The organism is Streptomyces sp. NBC_00210, from assembly GCF_045160975.1.
Taxonomy (GTDB): domain Bacteria; phylum Actinomycetota; class Actinomycetes; order Streptomycetales; family Streptomycetaceae; genus Streptomyces.
Window position 1 is genome coordinate 8,561,126 of record NZ_CP108120.1, and the last position, 17,470, is coordinate 8,578,595.

Sequence of the window (17,470 nt, forward strand, 5' to 3'; positions counted from 1 at the left end):
GCCGCACCCTGGGGTCAGTGGTCTGATCTTTCATCCCCCGGAAGACCTCCAGGATGCGTCTGCGGAGGAGATCGTTGATGAGGCCCTGAAGTACCGGCCGATCGCGCTTGAGCACGAGGCCAAGTCAGCCAGCCGCTTGGTGTTGTTCGGTGCGGGCGCGAGTGGTGGCGAGGCGGCAGGAGTCGGTACCGGTTTCGATGATGTTGCCGCCGAAGGTGAGGCGGTCGACGATGGCGGCGCAAAGCCGCGGGTCGGTGAAGGTCCTGGTCCAGCCACTGGATGATTGGTTCGAGGCGATGGCGACGCTGTTCATCTCGCGTTCCGTCAGGACCCGATGCCACTTAGTGCAAGTTGATCACGGTGGTGCTGGGTGGTTCGTTCGTCGCTCGAGTTGGACGTCTTGATCGGTAGATTGCCCTGGTGGATAAGGGTGTTGAGGGTGCGTCTGGTGGGCTTCGGCTGCCGGAGTTGGTCTCGTTGGGGGTGCTGACGGCGTCGATGCCGCGTGATGCGAACGATGACGCGGAGGCTGCTCATGGGCGGCAGGCGAAGCGGTCGGACGGGAAGTGTCCGCCGCATGTCATGTTCTACCTCGCGATGGCTCTGGCGCTGTACGCCGATGATGACTATGAGCAGGTCATGGCCCAGCTCACGGAGAAGCAGGCCGCCTTGCGCTGCTGGGACAGTGCCTGGCGGGACCCGACCTCGGTTGGAATCACCCAGGCCCGCAAGCGGCTGGCGGCGCGCCGGGCTTCTCCTCGGCGGACGCGGTCGGCGACCTTTTCGCTCTGGCCAACGCCCGTGGCGGCAATGGTGGGCGGTGCGATCACGATCGAGGATCCGCAGCAGCGGATCCTCGCCTACTCCAACCTGCCCGGCCAGCCGATCGACGACGTGCGCCGCGAAGTCATCCTCGGGCGGCAGGTGCCCGACCGCTATCTGCACGCATACCGACACCGGTACCGCGTCCAGGGCGTCGTCCGGTTCGGCTGCGCGCCCCTGCCGCGCATCGCGGCGGCAGTGCGAGCCGGAGCAGACCTGCTCGGCTCGATCTGGGCGGTGGGGTCCTCCGGTGAGACGTTCGGTGCCGAGGCGGAACGAGCCCTTCCCGACGCCGCCGCAAGTGCCGCGCTCCATCTGCTCAGGGTCCGCCGTGCCACGGACCTGGAACGCCGCGCCCGCAGCGAACTGTTGCGCTGCCTGCTGACCGGTGAGCCTGTCCCCCCGACAGCCGGCCTGCGGCCGCGTCCGTCAGCGCCGGGTGAGAGTGGACGGCGCGCCGGCGGACTGGGCACCCTCGTCGCCCAGGCCCAGGGTGTCGCGGTTGGTCATGGTGACGACGTAGATGTTGCCCTTGGGGCAGGAGACGGCGGCCGACTGGTCGGTGGGGTGGCTGGTGACCGCCTCGAAGACCATGGACGAACTGCGTACCTCCCGCAGCTCCAAGGCCTCGGTGCAGCCCAGCTCACGGCCGGTGCCCACTTCTCTCACCTTGCTGACCTGCTTGCCCGCCAGTTCACCCCGCAGCGCCGGGTGGAGGGTCAGGGCGACGGCGAACTGGTTGGTCCGGGCCTGGGTGATGCCGTCGGCGGATGGGGTGCCCGGGCCGGTGCCGACCCACGTACCCGCCCACGACGAGGGAAGAGAAGCGACGGTGGGAGACGGCGAAGGCGTCGCGCCGGATGCATCATTGCCCGCCAGATGCTGTACGACGAGTGTGCCCGCCGTCACGATCAGAGCTGCGGCGACGGTCCCTGCGACTGCCCAAGCGGTAGGGCCGGACAACCGCCGTCGCGGGAAACCGGTGGCCGGGGAGGTGGCGGTCCCTCCGGCGTCGGTAGGCGGGGCGTCCGCAGCCTCACGTGACACAGCCGCCACAGGCGGCGGTTGTGCTGCCGCGGAGATCAACGCGTGCGCCTCCGCCTCCCGCACCGCGATATCCCTCTCCAGCGCCTCCGGCAGCAGCTGCGGCCAGGTACCGGTCCGTCCGCCCATGCGTTCCAGCAGCGCGCCGACGGCACTGGCCGTAGGCCGTTGCTCCGGGTTCTTGGTCAGGCAGGACCGCAGCAGCGAGACCAGGGCAGCCGGAACCCCGTCGAGGGCCGGCTCCTCGTGCACGATGCGGTACAGCAACACCGCGGCCGAGACTTCCTCGTGCCGGTGGGAGAAGGGGCCGAGTCCGGTCGCCGCGTACACCAGTACGGCAGCCAGGGAGAAAACATCACCCGGCGCACCCGATCCCCCGGCGCTCGCCTGCTCCGGCGCCAGATATCCGGGCGAACCGATCACGCCGCCGGTCCGCGTGTGACGCGAGTCCTCTACGGCGCGCGCGATCCCGAAGTCGATGAGCAAGGGACTGCGGCGGCCCAACAGCACATTGGACGGCTTGACATCCCGGTGGGCAAGTCCCGCCGCATGTACTGCCCCCAGCGCCCCGCACAGCTCGGCTGCCAGAGCCAGTACGGACTGCTCGGGGAGCCGGCCGTACCGCTGTACCCACTCCGTCAAGGAAGGCGCGGCCACGTACTCCGTAGCCAGCCACTGCGGCCGCTGCCCCACAGGGCTGTAGTCCACGACCGCAGTGGTCCAAGGGGAGCGCACCCGGTCGCTGTTACGGATCTCACGCGCGAACCGCTCCTCGAACCCCGGCTCCCGCCCGAACTCGGGACGCACCGTCTTCAACGCGAGTGGACGCCCGGACACAGTCCGGGACAGATACACCTGCCCCATGCCACCCTCACCGAGTCGCGCCAGCAGCGGATAGCCACCAACAGCCCCGGGATCCGACCCGTCCAGCAACTCCACGCCCCGCCGCCCCCTCACACCTGCACACTGCCCATCGGGCTCAGCCCCCGGACCAGCCCACCCACCTCTCATTATCCGTGTTGGCCGGGGCGCGATCGGGGGCTGGGTCCCCGACAGGGATCGTCGGCATCAGCGGGCCGGACGCGGCGTGCGTCATGAGGGGTGCTGGTGCCTACGCCTGCCTGGCGCCCACCAGCACTTCCGCGGCGGCCACCCCCAAGGCGGCAGTGGCACCGTGCGTGAAGATGTGGACCGCGGCGGGGACAGCCGCTCCGGGCAGGCCCATCTCCACGACGATCGCGTCGGGGCGCGCCGAGAGGAGGTCTGCCAGGGCGCGGCCCATCCACGTGTGCCGGGAGGCGTCCCTGACGACGACGACCAACGGGCGTCCGGAGGCGGGCGCCAGCACGGATCCCTCCAGGGTGGCCGTCCGCGTCTCCCACTGCTGGTGGTGCACCCGGACGGAGGTGGTTCCGGGCAGTCGCTCGCCGAGTGGGACGGCGAGGCCCCATGGGGTCTCCTTACCGATGGCCAGGTTGGTGGAGGGCACCAACTCCACCACGTGTGGCGGGGCGGCCAAGGGCAGGGCATCCTGCACGGGGCCGGTCAGCCGGATGGCTCGGCGGGCGGCGACGAAGCCGATGTCACCGCTGACGGCGTTGACGGGTGCGGCCTGACCCAGACCTGCCGACCAGTCGGCGAACGCCCGGACTCGCTCGGCCGCCTCCACGAGCCGCTCTTCGGTGAGGTCCCCGGCGGCCGCTGCGTCGACGAGCGCGCCGGCGAGTACTTCGACCGTGGCCTCCTCGGCGCTCTCCCCGCCGACGCAGACGGCATCGGCGCCGGCGACGACGGCTCGCACCGTGGCCCCGTCGATCCCGTAGCGGTCGGCGACGGCACCCATCTCGATGGCGTCGGTGACGATCAGGCCGTCGAACCCGAGCTCTTGGCGGAGCAGGTCGTCGAGGATGCGGCGGCTGAGAGTGGCGGGGAGGTGCGGATCGTGGGCGGGTACCAGAAGGTGACCGCTCATGACCGCGCGAACGCCCGCGTCCAGGGCGGCTCGGAACGGGGGCAGGGCCTGGGCGGCGATTTCGTCGAGGCCGGCGCTGTAGCTGGGCAGGCCGTGGTGTGAGTCGACAGCGACGTCCCCGTGGCCCGGGAAGTGCTTGGCGCAGGCGGCGACCCCGGCCGACTGGAGGCCCCGGATCCACGCGGCGGCATGCCGGGACACCACCTTCGGGTCGAGGCCGAAGGACCTGACGCCGATGATGGGGTTGTCGGGGTTGGAGTTGACGTCCACGCTGGGCGCGTAGTTGAGGCTCACACCGGCGGCGCGCAGCTGGTGTCCCAGGTCGGCGGCGACGGACTCGGTCAGGTCGGTGTCGTCCACGGCTCCGAGGGCGAAGTTGCCGGGCCGGGTGGAGCCGGTCGCGGATTCGATCCGGGTGACATCCCCGGCTTCTTCGTCGATCGCGATGATCAACGCCGGGTTCTCCCTGCGGAGTTGATCGGTGAGGCGGGCGATCTGCTCGGGGGAGGCGATGTTGCGAGCGAAAAGCACGACGGATGCCAGGCCGTCACCGATGTCACGCAGTATCCAGTCCGGTGCCACGGTGCCCACGAACCCTGGCTGCAGGACGGAGAGCGCGAGTCGTCGCAACTCCTTGCTGTGCTTGCTGGAGGACATCGACTGCGCCTTTCGGGTAGTGCCGACACACCGATGACATGGATGGGCTCTGGTACAGACCAATGGATACTTGCTTAGGTCAATTGCCAGTGTCAAGACGCTCGTTGGCCCAGGAGCGAGCCGTGGTCGGGGCCGACCGGGGTGGTGACTGTCGGGAGGCGACTGGCCGGCGCCCGGCTTTTCGGAGTTCACCCGTGCCCCCATCCGCAGGTCGCTCACCTGCGGTTCGAAGCGGATTGGCGGATCATGCCCGGGGTCGCAGCCAACTGGTCCGCTCAACTCCTTTGTTGACAAGGGCATTTGGTCTAGTCCAACTTGGTGGGGTACATGTGCAACAAGGGGCGGGTGAGGCATTCCGCCCGGCGGACGTGACGCGCGTCTGCCGACACCCAGGAGACCATCGGCGTCCTCGGTCGGCGACGGACACCGCGTTCATATGGGGGGCATCGAGCCGGTAAGTCACTGCTGTATCCGCGGGCAACCACTACTTCTCGAGGGCCCGCTCGGTGCGACCATCCGCCCGTCCAGGATCCGTTGATCTGCCACGGGTGCAGACCTGGCAGCGATGGATGCCGAACGCCGCGCGCCCGACACCGGAGCGGGGGAGCCTTCCGGTGATCGCGTTCCGGTGCGCGTCGGCATTGGGTGCCCACGGGAGCGCGGAGTGGCTCCCGGCAGAAACCGTCCCGGCGCAAACCCTCCGCACTTCGCACAGCTGACGCCTCGGGCCCGGTAAGCGGGTCGGGAGCGACAGAAGAGAAATGAGCTTTGGAGCACTGCATGGCAACGCCTGACCGCTATCTCCACCGATCTCCTTCGGACGTCCCGTACTTCAGCTCTGATGGCGAGACGTACCTGGCGCAGACCCAGCTGCGAGACCTTCGAAAGACACGGCAGCTCAGGGTGCTGTCCGAGGAGGACTTCACCTTCTGGCAGACCTACGGCTACGTCGTGGTGAAGCAGGCGATCCCCGCCTCGGCGGCGCGACGACTGCTCGCCTTCGCCTGGGACTTCCAGGGGCTCGATCCCGACCGGGCGGACACCTGGTACGAGGAGCGCGAGTTCCGCTCGGACCTGGATCGGGAACTGCACATCTACGGGTTCGTCGAGGCATACCACCACCAGCTCATATGGGACAGCCGCCAAACGCAGCGGGTCTACGACGCGTTCGTCGACGTGTGGGACTGCGAGGAGCTCTGGGTGACCCTGGACCGGCTCAACCTGAACCCTCCCAACGTCAAGAACCGGGACCGGGCGCTGATCGCGCCCACGGAAAGTGGGTTCGACATCGAGCTCCACTGGGATGTCGACACCTCGCTCGGTGTGCTGCCGCAGCGGGTCCAGGGGATCATCGCCCTGAACGACACCAGGCCGGACCACGGCGGTTTCCAGTGCTGTCCCGAGCTGTTCCGGCAGTTCGACCCGTGGAAGGCCCTCCAGCCGACCGACCGCGACCCGATCCGGCCCAGAATCGACCGGGCCGAGCTGCCTGTGGTCCGACCGGAACTGGAGGCCGGCGACCTGTTGATCTGGAACGGTCTCCTGGCGCACGGTGTAGCGCCCAACACCTCAGAGAACGGCGTGCGGGCGGTCCAGTACCTCTCGATGATGCCGGCGCTGGAGTCCCACCGGGAGCTGAGGCGTTCACGGATCGACTCGTGGCGCCATCTCAGCACGCCGGACTGGAACGGAACGCTTCTCGGTGACGCCTCGAAGCAGGAGGCTCTCCGGTACGGGACGGCCACGCTGAACGAACTGGGTGCAAAGCTGCTGGGTCTGCAGCCCTGGAACACGCGGGATCTCGACCAGCGGGCCGGAGAAGTGGCATGCGCAGCATCTGTCTGACTCTTCCCACCAACAGGGCGTGCCCGTCGACGATCGCGGCCATTGCCGAGGAGGCGGCCTACGCTGCCGAGCACTTCGACGTTGAGGTGCACCTCCTGATCCTGGACAGCTCCGAAGCATTCAAGGAGCACGCGGAAGTCGTACGAGGAACACGCAGGGATCGCCGGGTCGTCGTGCACCATCTCGGCGAGGCGGAGCAGCGGGACTTCCTGCAGCGGGTGATCCGCCGGATCGAGACCACGAAGCCCGACCTGATGCTGGATCTGATGCTTCCGGCCGACCTCTCCTACGGTGCCTGCACCAACCGCGCCTTCCTGATCAGCGTCGCGCTCGGGTGTGACTCCGTTCACCGGAGAGACTCCGACAGCCGCTACCAGGTCGTGAACGGTGAGCCCGCCTTCCCCATCCACCATGAGCTCATGTCGCTCGGTGAACGCGCCGCCGACGCCGCGCACGGCGTCTCCGAAACGGCGCTGGCCGCGGAGCACACGGACAAGCGGGTCGCCATGGTGGGCAGCTCCTTCGTGGGTGAACTGTCCGTGGACATCGACGAGATTCGTCGGCTCGACAACGATGTCTATTACGACGTGGTCAGTCTGTGGGCGCCTGTCCACTGGCCCGGCGAGCAGAAGCGGCAGCTCGTCGACGAGTCCTTCCAAGGGGCCGGCTCCGACGCGTTCGCCCAGGACCACTCGACGCTGACCCTGGTCGACCCCATGCGGGTCGACATGTGCAACATCAGCTTCCACGGGGTGCACGAACGCGTGCCGCTGCCGCCCGCGACCGACACGATCGGCAGTGACTACTTTCTGATCCATCTGGTCCACGACGCCGAGCTGCCGGGTGTTCTGCACAACCGCAACATCGTGAACTTCTACACCGGCGAGCGCAGGACCGATCCGGGCTTCATGGCCTACCAGACGCGCTTCGCCAAGTTCTTACTGTCGATGCTCTACTTCAACTTCATCTACGACAGGATGGCCCAGGCCGGCCCATCGCTGCTCGACGGCCGGGGGCAGGTGCGGGCATCCGCCGTCGCCGGGTTCGCCAGGGAGAGCACCCGGCTGGACCGGGCGGAGAACGTCCAGCGGCTGGAGCGCCTCGACACCGCCTACCGGAAGCTGGGCGGCAGATACGCCACATTCGCCGATCTCCTGGCTTCGCGCCGCGAACGCCTCCTCGACGAAGCCCAGAGCGACATCGCCGACTTCGCCCTACTGGTCGAGGCGTGGGAACCGCTGGTGCGCGCGAGCAGGGTCACCGGTCTTCTGCAGCCACCGTGGCGGGCGGGTGGAGAGCGACCATGACGCACGAGGACGCATCCTTGTTCGCCGCGCTGGCAGCCGCGGCCGAGGATCAGATCATCTTCGACCTCTCCGGCATCGAGGAGCGCTACGAGACCCTGCGCCGGGAACTGCCCGGAGTCTCCGTTCGCTTTGCCATGAAAGCCTGCCCGGTGGACGAGGTGCTTGCCCGTCTGGCGAAGAAAGGCGCGGGAGTCGACGCGGCAAGCCTGCAGGAGATGGAGCAGGCGCTGCGGGCGGGTGTGCCGATCGGCAGGATGCACTACGGCAACACGGTCAAGTCCGACCGGAACATCGTGGATGCGTATCGCCTCGGCATCAGGGACTTCGCAACCGACAGTCTTCAGGACGTGGCGGCGCTCGCAGACCATGCTGCCGGTGCCCGGGTCTTCTGCAGGCTCGCGACCAGCGGGGACGGGGCGCTGTGGGGGCTCAGCAGGAAGTACGGGTGCTCGCCCGACGACGCGGTGCTCGTGCTCGAGATGGCGCGAACCAGGGGCCTGATGCCCTCGGGGCTGTCTGTGCACGTCGGTTCCCAGCAGATGACGCCCGAAGCCTGGCACAGCGCCTTCGAAATCCTGGCTGACGCTCTGACCGCTCTTCAGCGTCGCGGTATATCTCTGGACCACGTCAATCTTGGCGGCGGCCTGCCGGCGCTCGGGTACCTCGACAGACGCGGCAGGCCACTGGACCCCCCGGTGGACAAGATATTCGCCGTGATCCGCGAGGGGATGGAGTCTCTCAGGAGGATCCCCGGGCACCATCTCGAATTCGTCGTGGAGCCCGGGCGCTATCTCGTGGCGGACCACGGGGCGATCCGGGCACATGTGTCCAGGCTGTCCTCACGGCGGAATGCGAACGGCGAGTGTCAGCACTGGTTGTACCTGAGCTGCGGGAAGTTCAACGGCCTGTACGAGATGGACGAGCTGCAGTACCGGCTCGTATTCCCCTCGCACCGTGGTGTCGAGCAGGTCCCGGTCGTCGTGGCGGGTCCCACCTGCGACAGCGACGACGCCTACTCCCACGAACACGGCCTGGTCCGGGTGCCCAGGACGCTGGCGTCGGGCGATCCGGTCTGGGTGCTCTCCTGCGGTGCGTATGCGACCAGCTATATGACGCAGGGTTTCAACGGCTTCAGCCCACTGCCGTACACGTGCATTGAGGGCGGGGACGGGGTGCGGAGCAGGCGACGGCACCAGGATCCTGCGCCCGGCGCGGCATGTCCGGGAAGGCGTACGGCAGATGAGCAATGAGGCACGAATACGCCGCATCGCTGACGGTGACTGGGACGGCATCGTGGCAATGGAGTCCCGTGCCTACGCCGACCTCGGGCTGTCGGAGGGGCGGGCCGCGCTGGAGTCCCGAGTGCGCGTGTCGCCGACCACGTGCTGCGCGCTGGACCTGGGCCCGCGGCTGGCGGGGTATCTGCTCGCACTGCCCTATCCGATGTTCCGGTACCCGGACCTGGACCGGACGGAAAAGTTCGCGTTCCCGTCCCGCAATCTGCACCTGCACGACCTCGTCATAGCGGAGGGATTCCGTCGCAGGGGACTGGCGCAGCGTCTCCTGCACCACCTCACCACAGTGGCTCGCTCGCACGGGTACGAGCAGATCTCCCTGGTCGCCGTCGCCGGCAGCGAGACGTTCTGGTCCGCGCGCGGGTTCGCCGGCCATGAGGGAGTCGTCCCCCCGGGCAGTTACGGTCCCGGCGCTGTGTACATGACCAGGGCAGTGCCGGGCGATCGCACCGGAAAGCCGGAGTTGACCGGCGCATTGCCGCGCGGCTCGTCATCGCAAAAGGAATTGGGTTGAAGCACATGCTCCGATTTCAAGATCCCTTCATTCGCAGCCAGTTGGCGATTGCCGCGCTGTTCTGCTCCCTCGGTTTCCAGTACGCCACCTGGGCGTCGCGAATCCCTGCCATCAAGACGCACCTTGGCCTGACGGCAGCGGAGGTAGGCCTGTTGCTGATGGCCGCCGGTGTCGGCGCGGTGGCGTCGTTTCCCGTGGTGGCGATGTTGATGAGGCGGCTGGGCTCACGGCGCCTGGCGCTGCTGTCGGCCCTGGGCCTGACTCTGCTGCTGGTGGCCCTGGCCGCGGCGCCGAACTATCCTGTCGCTCTGGCGATCTTGTGCTGCGACGGAGTCCTCGTAGGGTGTCTGAACGTCGCCATGAACGCACAGGGAGCCGCGCTCGAAGTCAGACACCGGCGAAACGTCATGGCCAGACTGCATGCGATGTTCAGCGGCGGCTCGTTGCTCGCGGCCGTCCTCGCATCCGGCGTGAACGCGGTGACCTCGACGGTTGGCGTGCACTTCGGCGTAGCCGCCGTCATCTTGCTGTTGCTGTCCGGGTACGCACGGACGGGACTTCTGGCGGATGACCAGCCTGTTGAGGCGAAGGAGAAGAAGGGCCGCGGCAGATGGACCCTACCGTCGCGCGTGACGTTGTGGATGTGCTGCGCCATGGCGTTCGGCACTGTGACCGAGGGCGCCGTAAACGACTGGTCGGCCCTCTATATGAAGGACGTCGTCCGGGCGTCGGCGGAACTGGTGCCCCTGGGCATCGCCGTCGTCTCGGGCATGATGGTAGTGGCCCGCCTCTTTGCCGACGGCTGGCGCAGCCGTTGGGGTGACAGTCGCGTCGTCGTCCTCGGGAGCGCACTGGCGGGGGTAGGGCTGGCCCTGGCCCTACTCAGCGGCGGTGTGGTGCCGGCCCTGATCGGGTTCGCATGCGTCGGACTGGGTATTGCAGCCGTGACCCCTTGCGTCTACGTGGCCGCGGCGAGCCAAGGCCCGGACGCGTTGACCCTGGTCGCCGCCATGGGAACGACGGGCCTGCTGGTCGGGCCGCCGGTCATCGGCCTCATAGCGAATGCCAGCAGCCTGGTGTGGGGCCTGGGTGCCGTCGCCGCCTCGGCGCTTGTCGTGTCCCTCTGCGGCACACAGATCCGGTGGACGCCTGCGAAAGTCTGATCCGGGCACTGGGTGAGGACAACGGTGAACTGTCCGCGTTCAGGCTGGGCAGCCGACGGCAGCTCCGGGACTGCTGTCTCCCTGACCGCAACTGACCTGCCGTCGGCAACCACTCGCACTACGACTGGAGAACCAGGTGACCGTCCGAATAGGGGAGAGCCTTCGCGCGCGGCAGATGCACCAGGAATTCCTCGATCGCAGGAACCCCGTCCTCTCGCGGCACCTTCGCCTTCATGAGCTGGCCGGCCACGTCGATCTCGAGCACGCGCTGAGGGCCGTGATCCTGGACACCGCGAAGCCTGGCTGTAAAGGTGTTCGGCCCGGGTTCCGTGACGACCGTGACGTACTCGGGCCGGATTCCCACCTGGACCTCGCTGGTGCTCTCCGGGATGTCCCACGCCACGGCCAGGGTCCGGCCTCCGAGGGTGAACTCCTTTTGCGCCCGGTCCAGGGTGAGGAAGTTCATGGCCGGTGATCCGATGAAGTAGCCGACGTACGTTGATGAGGGTGCCTCGAAGAGCTGCTCCGGAGTGCCCTGCTGCATCGCCTGGCCGTCCCTCATGACCAGCACTTCCTGCGCAATGCTCATGGCTTCGTACTGGTCGTGGGTAACGTAGATCACTGTGGGCTGGAACTGCTCTGTGATCTCACGGATCTTGCGCCTCAACGAGTGCTTCAGCTGCGGATCGATGACGGTCAGGGGCTCGTCCATCAGCACGGCCGCCACGTCGTCACGGACGAGACCACGGCCGAGCGAGATCAGCTGCTTGTCGTCCGCGGTGAGCCGCCGGGCGGGCTGCCCCAGCCGGTCGTCCAGGTCCAGCGCCTCGGCCACCTGATGGACCTTGGCATCGATCCTTGCCTTGTCCCACCGGCGGCATTGGAGCGGGAAAGCGAGGTTCTCGTACACCGTCATCGAGTGGTAGATGACAGGGAACTGGAACACCTGGGCTATGTTGCGCGCCTTCGTCGGCAGCGCTGTGACGTCCACGCCGTCGAACAGGACCTGGCCCTGTGACGGTTTGACCAGCCCGGACAAGATGTTCAGCAGCGTCGTCTTGCCGCAGCCCGAAGGCCCGACCAATGCGTAGGTCTTGCCGGCCTCGAAAGTCAGCCTCAGTGGCTTGAGGGCCCACTGCTTCTCTTCGGCGCCGGGCGTGTAGCTGTGCCCGACGTCGACGATGTCCAACTGCGCCATCTCAACGCCCTCCCACTGAAACAAGATCGTACGAAGGTGTCCGCACGAGCGAGCCCTTCTCGTCGAAGGCGTACAGCCGCTCGGGGCGTAGCCGGAGTTTCACAAGATCACCGAGAGCGACGTCATGGATGCCCTCGATCTGTATGACGAACGGAGTCTTGCCGACAGCCGCGTGCACGAATGTCTCGGAGCCGGAGATCTCCACGAACGTGACCTCGCCCTCGACACCGGCGGAGGCCAGGCTGACATCCGTTGCCCGCAGGCCGAACTGGTAGGCGCCGTCGGGCAGGTCGGCGAGATGCGGGGACACGTGCGTGGCCTGGAAGCCCGCCACCGTGACCTGACCGCCCTCGATCCGGCCCGGGAAGATGTTCATGGGCGGGTCGTTGATGATGGACGCCACCGTGGTCGTCGCCGGCCGCTCGAAGACCTCCTGCGGTGGGCCGACCTGAAGGATCTGTCCCTCATGCATGACCAGCACAACATCACCGAGCATCATCGCCTCGGCGGGCTCGGTCGTCGTATAGACAACTACCGTGTCGCCCTGGTCCGAGAAGAGAGTCTTGAACTCCTCGCGCAGCTGTTCGCGCAGTTTGTAGTCGAGGTTGGCCAGGGGCTCGTCGAGCAGGAGAATTCCCGTGCCGCGTGCGAGGGCGCGCGCCACGGCGACGCGCTGCTGCTGTCCGCCGGAGAGCTGGGACGGCTTGCGCCGCTCGAAGCCGGTCAGGCCGACAAGCGCCAGGCTCTTGCTGACCCGTCGTTGGATCTCGTCCCGTGACAGCCTCTGCCGCCGGAGCGGGAAGGCCACGTTGCCGAACACGCTCAAATGTGGATAGTTGATGAACTGCTGGTAGACCATGGCGGTGTCCCGCCGCCAGACCGGCGTTTTGAGGAGGTCGGCTCCGTTCCGGGTCAGGGAGCCGGAGTCCACCTCCTGCAGGCCGGCCAGGGCCCGCAGCAGCGTCGTCTTTCCCGCCATGGTCCGGCCGATGACAGTGTGGAGCCGTCCCGGTTCAAAAATTGCGGTCACGCTCTTGAGATGGTCGACGCCGTCGACGGTCAGGCTCAGATCAGTGGCACTCAGGGTCATCGGACTGCTCCCGACAGGTTGCCTTTTGACAGATAGCGCTCCACCCAGATGGCGAGCAGGACCAGCGGCGCCACACCGAACAGGGCAGCCGCGGACAGGGTCCACCAGGGCGGGATGGAGGAGTTGAGGGCGACGACCGCCTGGGGCAGGGTCTGGACCTCGGTGAAGGTCAGCCTGAAGGCGAAGAAGAAGTCGTTCCAGCCGAACACCGCGCAGAACATCGCGGCCACGGTCAGCCCGGGCAGGGAGTTCGGCAGGATCGCCCGCACGAAGGTCTGCAACGGCCCGCATCCGTCGAGCATGGCCATCTCGTCGATCTCACGCGGGATGCCGTTGAAGAAGTCCACCATCACCCACACCGCGATGGGCAGCAGCAGGGCGACCGTCACGATGACCAGTCCCGCGATGCTGTCCAGGAGGTCCGCCCACTGCAGAAGGTAGAAAAAGGGGATCACCAGGACGACGGGCGGCATGATCCGTTGTGACACGAAGAAGAAGACGATGTCGCTGTTCTTGATGAAGCCGATCTTGAACCGGTAGCGGGACAACGCGTAGGCGGCCAGGGATCCGAGAACGAGGCTGATGGCCGAGGCGGCGATGGTGACGATGGCACTGTTGATGAAGGGCTGGATCACATCGACGCCACCGGCTCCGCCGAAGATGTTGCGCCAGCCGGTGGAGGTGGGCTGGTACTGGATCCAGGGAAGATATGTGGCGCCGCCCTGCACTGCGTTGGCGTCCTTGAAGCTGGTCGTCATGGCCCAGAAGAACGGTCCCGCCACGAAGCAGGCCCACAGTGCGATCACGGTGTACTTGAATACGGGGTAAAGGCGCGGCCTCATGAGTGCCCCTTCAGCTTGAGGGCCCTGGTGAGCAAGGCGGCGACAACGGTGAGCGTGACGATCATCAGGACCAGGTAGGTCAGGGACATCGCCCCGCTGTAGCCGGTCTGCTGATCCCGCAGCCCCTGGATGTAGAGGTAGTAGCCCGGAGTCTCCGTGGAGGAGCCCGGTCCACCGGAGGTCAGCACGTAGACGCTGTCGGAGAGCTTGGACGCCTCGATCAGCCGGATGATGACCGCCGCGACCGACACCGGCGCCATCAGCGGGAAGGTCACCTTCCAAAAGGTGCGCCACACGTCGGCGCCGTCGATCGCGGCGGCCATGAACGGTTCCTTGGGAAGGCTCAGCAGGCCGGCCAGCAGCAGCAGGAACATGAACGGGGTCCACTGCCAGACCTCGACGGTCATCAGCGCGACCAGCGCCGGCCCGGACTCGGTGAGCCAGGCAACCTTGGTCAGGCCCAGCATCCCGAGCAGATCGTTCAGCGGCCCCAGCGACTCGTGGAAGATCATTTGCCAGATGGCGGCCATCACGACGGGAGTGGTCATCATGGGGACGAGGAAGAGCACCCGCCAGAACCTGCGGCCGCGTACATCGCGCCAGACGAGCAGGGCCATGCCGAATCCGATGACGTACTGGATCAGGACGGTGCCGCCGGCCAGCAGGATCAGGCGCATGATCGACGACCAGAAGCGGCTGTCGTGCAGCATCGTGGCGTAGTTGGCCCCTGCGATGAAGTCCATCTGAGGGCTGCTGACGTTCCAGCCGGAGAAGCTCACGCGAATCGTGAACAAAAGGGGGAAGATGATGATCAGTAGGAGTGTGAGCAGTCCTGGGAGCAGGAACATGCTCTTGTGCCGGCGCAGGCCGTACATGGTGCTCCTTGTGGAAAGGGGCGGTCGCCCCCGGGTGGCCGGCCGGACCGGCCGGCTACCCGGGGGCGTCCTGTGGTCGGGTCAGCGGTAGTCCTCGAGCGCGACCACGTTGCGATAGGCGTCGTGGACGGTGTCCTTGCCGATCTGCTCGGTGATCTTGGCCCACTCCCTGGCCGCCTCGTCCAGCGCCTGCTGCGGCGTCTTCTGCCCCGCCAGAGCTGCGGCGACGCCGTTGGCCAGCGCGGACATGTACTGGTTGACGCCGGGGACACGCAGGTCGAAGACGCGGTTGGTGCTCTTCTCCATGCCGGAGAGCGTCTGCACGTACGACTTCGCGACGTCCTTGTCCCAGCCCTGCTTCTCCCAGAACGCCGCATCGAAGTGGGCGTTGCGGTAAGGATTGACGCCGAAGCGGCCGATGGTCAGATCGAGGGCGGCATTGGCCTCGTTGCTGAAGAAGCACAGGTAGTCGAAGGCCATCTTCTGGTGCCCCGAGGCCTTGGACACCGCCGAGGTCCACCCCCAGGTGAAGTACGGAGCCTGGTTCGGCTTCTTGTCCCACACCTTTTTGGTGCGGTTGTAGACCTCGGTGGAACCGGGCAGCGCCGCCGCTTCGATCTTGTTGCGTATCTTGCTGTCCGGCTGCTGGGCCTGGATGAACGCGTCGTCCCATGAGTAGGACATCAGCGTCTGCCCGCCTCCGAAGGAGAAGATCTCGTCGCCCAGACCGAAGTTGGCGCCACCGGGTGCCCAGGTCGACTTGGCCTTCACCATGTCGTCGAGGGCTCGCACGAAGCCGGGGGTGTTGATCAGAGGCTTCATGGTGTCCAGGTCGAAGAAGAGGCCCCCCTTGACGTCCGGGTTCTTCACGTACGGTGCCGCACGGCTGATGAAGGCGGAGAACGTCAGGTCGTCACGCTTGGTCACCTCGGCACTGCCGAAGTTGGGCTTGCCGTCGCCGTCGACGTCCTTGCCGCTGAAGAACTTGGCGACCTCCTGGTATTCGGCCCACGTCTTGGGCGTGCGCAGGTCCTTACCCGTGGCCGCCTTGTACGCCGCCTGGCGCTTCGGATCCTTCAGTACGTCCGTGCGGACCTTGAGGTAATGCCGGTCACCGTCCACGGGGTACTGCACGACCTGCCCGTTCCAGGTGGCCACGTCCATATAGGCCTTCGTGACGTCCTTCATGCCGGGGGTGTCCAGGTACTCCTGCGGCACCGGGGCCAGATACGGGGCCATGTCGCCTATCCACAAGGAGGGGTAGAACATGACGTCGTACGCTGGCTGATTCGCTTGCAGGGGCGTGAGGATCTTCTGGTGCAGCTCCCCGAACGGGACGTTGACCACCTCCACCTTCGCCCCGGTGATCTCCTCGAACTGTCTGGCGTGCAGCTTGGTCGGCTCGCCGATGACGGGGACGGCATGGCTGATGATCTTCAGCGTCTGTCCGGAGTAGTCCTTACGGCTGATCGACTCGTAGCTGCAGGGACCCGGTACGTCCTTGACCTTCGCGGCCGGGTAGTCCTTGCCGTACTTTCTGTAGCTGATCTCCGAACCCGGCTTGAACAGCGCCGGCTTGTCGGCCTTGCTCTCCGTCTGGTCCTGGCTGGTACATCCGGTGGCGGTGAGGGCCACGACTGCCGCGGCGGCGATCATGCCCTTGTACGAGTTGTTGCGCATGGAGCTGCTCCTTCGACTCACGGGATCAAGATCGCTCGGCCGCGGACGGCACCGGCGGACAAGTCGTCGAGGGCGTCACGGAAGGACGCCAAGGGGTACCGCTGGGTGTGCAGGCCGACCTTGCCCTGGGCCGCCAGGACCATCAGCTCGGAGAGGTCGTTGTAGGACCCCACGAGGTTGCCGATGAAGTTGATCTCGGTGGAGATGACGTCGATCGTCGGAACGTCGAGCCGGCCGCCGTAGCCGATGACGTAGTAGTTGCCGTTGCGGCGCAGGCAGGCCACGCCGGTCTCGACGGCACCCCCCTCGCCGACGAAGTCCAAAACGGCCTCCGCCCCGCGCCCTCCGGTGAGTTCCAGGACGCGCTCGGCCTCGGTGCCGTCCGCGACCAGCGTGTGTTCGGCTCCCAGTTCCTTGGCCAGGGCAAGAGCGTCCGGGCTTCGGTCGATCACGATCATCTCGACCGGCGACAGGGCCTGGAGCACTTGGATGCCGATGTGCCCGAGACCTCCGGCGCCGATCACCACGGCCCGATCGCCCGGTCGCAGGACCCGGGCCGCCTTGGCGACGGCGTGGTACGCCGTGAGCCCGGCATCGGCCAGGGCCGCAACCGAGGCCGGCTCAAGGGACGGGTCGAGTGCCACCACTGAGCGGGCGGTGGTCTTCAGGTACTCCGCATAGCCCCCGTCGGTGTCGATGCCCGGGAAGGCCGAGTTCATACAGTGCACGTCGTCGCCGGCCCGGCAGGCACGGCACAGACCGCAGGTCACGAGCGGGTGCAGGATGACCGGGTCGCCGACCTTGACGTTGGTGACGGCCTGTCCCACCTCCTGCACCCAGCCGGCATTCTCATGGCCGATGGTGTAGGGCAGGACAACCCCGCTCTTGTCGCTCCACTGTCCTTCGAGAATGTGCAGATCGGTGCGGCAGACCCCCGCGCCCCCGACCTTCACGATCACATCCAGCGGACCGGTGATCTGCGGGTCCGGCACATCCACGAGCACTGGCGGCTCGTCGTACTCGATGACCTGCACGGCTTTCATGGCGCTCCCTGCGAATCGGCGGGGTGGATGGTGCGCCGATTACACAGCCCGCCGCGCGCAGGCCGATGTCTCAGAAGAGGTCCGCGGATGTATCAATGTGATACAGGCCATAGGCGCGGCGTC

Annotated in this window: 13 protein-coding genes and 2 pseudogenes; 6 read left to right on the plus strand and 9 right to left on the minus strand. The window is 66.9% G+C overall.

All coding sequences use genetic code 11. From position 1 onward, the window contains the following. Positions 1–124: 124 nt before the first annotated feature. A pseudogene (locus OG729_RS38395) lies at positions 125–334 on the minus strand (ATP-binding protein); the annotation flags it as partial. 149 nt (positions 335–483) lie between these two features. Here OG729_RS38395 and OG729_RS38400 point away from each other — a divergent pair. After that, a pseudogene (locus OG729_RS38400) lies at positions 484–732 on the plus strand (transposase domain-containing protein); the annotation flags it as partial. A 519-nt stretch (positions 733–1,251) separates the two neighbouring features. On the opposite strand, the gene OG729_RS38405 reads toward OG729_RS38400, so the two are convergent. Next, on the minus strand, positions 1,252–2,805 hold the full coding sequence (locus OG729_RS38405) for a serine/threonine-protein kinase (protein ID WP_405810746.1): 1,554 nt from the start codon (positions 2,803–2,805) through the stop codon (positions 1,252–1,254). Between the two features lie 172 nt (positions 2,806–2,977). Further along, entirely contained in the window at positions 2,978–4,495 is a 1,518-nt protein-coding gene (locus OG729_RS38410; protein ID WP_405810747.1) for a glycoside hydrolase family 3 protein, read from the minus strand. A 780-nt stretch (positions 4,496–5,275) separates the two neighbouring features. Between OG729_RS38410 and OG729_RS38415 the strand changes: the two genes are divergently transcribed. Genes OG729_RS38415 through OG729_RS38435 form a run of 5 tightly spaced genes read left to right on the plus strand, consistent with a single transcriptional unit; the run spans position 5,276 to position 10,619 of the window. Beyond that, positions 5,276–6,340: a phytanoyl-CoA dioxygenase family protein gene (locus tag OG729_RS38415; RefSeq protein WP_405810749.1), complete on the plus strand. Its 1,065-nt coding sequence runs from the start codon at positions 5,276–5,278 to the stop codon at positions 6,338–6,340. Further along, the gene (locus OG729_RS38420; RefSeq protein WP_405810750.1) at positions 6,322–7,647 is read left to right on the plus strand and encodes a DUF6271 family protein; all 1,326 of its coding nucleotides are present in this window, start codon (positions 6,322–6,324) and stop codon (positions 7,645–7,647) included. The genes OG729_RS38415 and OG729_RS38420 overlap by 19 nt, the downstream gene beginning before the upstream one ends. Beyond that, on the plus strand, positions 7,644–8,897 hold the full coding sequence (locus OG729_RS38425) for a type III PLP-dependent enzyme (protein WP_405810752.1): 1,254 nt from the start codon (positions 7,644–7,646) through the stop codon (positions 8,895–8,897). The genes OG729_RS38420 and OG729_RS38425 overlap by 4 nt, the downstream gene beginning before the upstream one ends. Further along, entirely contained in the window at positions 8,887–9,456 is a 570-nt protein-coding gene (locus OG729_RS38430; protein WP_405810754.1) for a GNAT family N-acetyltransferase, read from the plus strand. The genes OG729_RS38425 and OG729_RS38430 overlap by 11 nt, the downstream gene beginning before the upstream one ends. 5 nt (positions 9,457–9,461) lie before the next feature. Then, positions 9,462–10,619: an MFS transporter gene (locus OG729_RS38435; RefSeq protein ID WP_405811439.1), complete on the plus strand. Its 1,158-nt coding sequence runs from the start codon at positions 9,462–9,464 to the stop codon at positions 10,617–10,619. Positions 10,620–10,737: 118 nt separating this feature from the next. On the opposite strand, the gene OG729_RS38440 is transcribed toward OG729_RS38435, so the two are convergent. The 6 genes from OG729_RS38440 to OG729_RS38465 all read right to left on the minus strand — a co-directional run bounded on the left by OG729_RS38440 (position 10,738) and on the right by OG729_RS38465 (position 17,347). Beyond that, positions 10,738–11,817 carry an ABC transporter ATP-binding protein gene (locus tag OG729_RS38440; protein ID WP_405810755.1) on the minus strand — a complete coding sequence of 360 codons (1,080 nt, stop codon included), beginning with the start codon at positions 11,815–11,817 and terminating at the stop codon, positions 10,738–10,740. A 1-nt stretch (position 11,818) separates the two neighbouring features. Further along, positions 11,819–12,907, minus strand: coding sequence for an ABC transporter ATP-binding protein (locus OG729_RS38445; RefSeq protein ID WP_360874958.1), 1,089 nt, complete (start codon positions 12,905–12,907; stop codon positions 11,819–11,821). Continuing rightward, positions 12,904–13,749, minus strand: coding sequence for a carbohydrate ABC transporter permease (locus OG729_RS38450; protein ID WP_405810756.1), 846 nt, complete (start codon positions 13,747–13,749; stop codon positions 12,904–12,906). Before OG729_RS38450 ends, OG729_RS38445 begins: the two co-directional genes overlap by 4 nt. Further along, complete coding sequence (locus OG729_RS38455) at positions 13,746–14,624, minus strand: carbohydrate ABC transporter permease (RefSeq protein ID WP_108153095.1); 879 nt, start codon at positions 14,622–14,624, stop codon at positions 13,746–13,748. The genes OG729_RS38450 and OG729_RS38455 overlap by 4 nt, the downstream gene beginning before the upstream one ends. Before the next feature lie 81 nt (positions 14,625–14,705). Continuing rightward, complete coding sequence (locus OG729_RS38460; protein WP_405810758.1) at positions 14,706–16,304, minus strand: extracellular solute-binding protein; 1,599 nt, start codon at positions 16,302–16,304, stop codon at positions 14,706–14,708. Positions 16,305–16,321: 17 nt separating this feature from the next. Beyond that, positions 16,322–17,347, minus strand: a complete 1,026-nt coding sequence (locus tag OG729_RS38465) for an NAD(P)-dependent alcohol dehydrogenase (protein ID WP_405810760.1) — start codon at positions 17,345–17,347, stop codon at positions 16,322–16,324. Positions 17,348–17,470 lie beyond the last annotated feature (123 nt).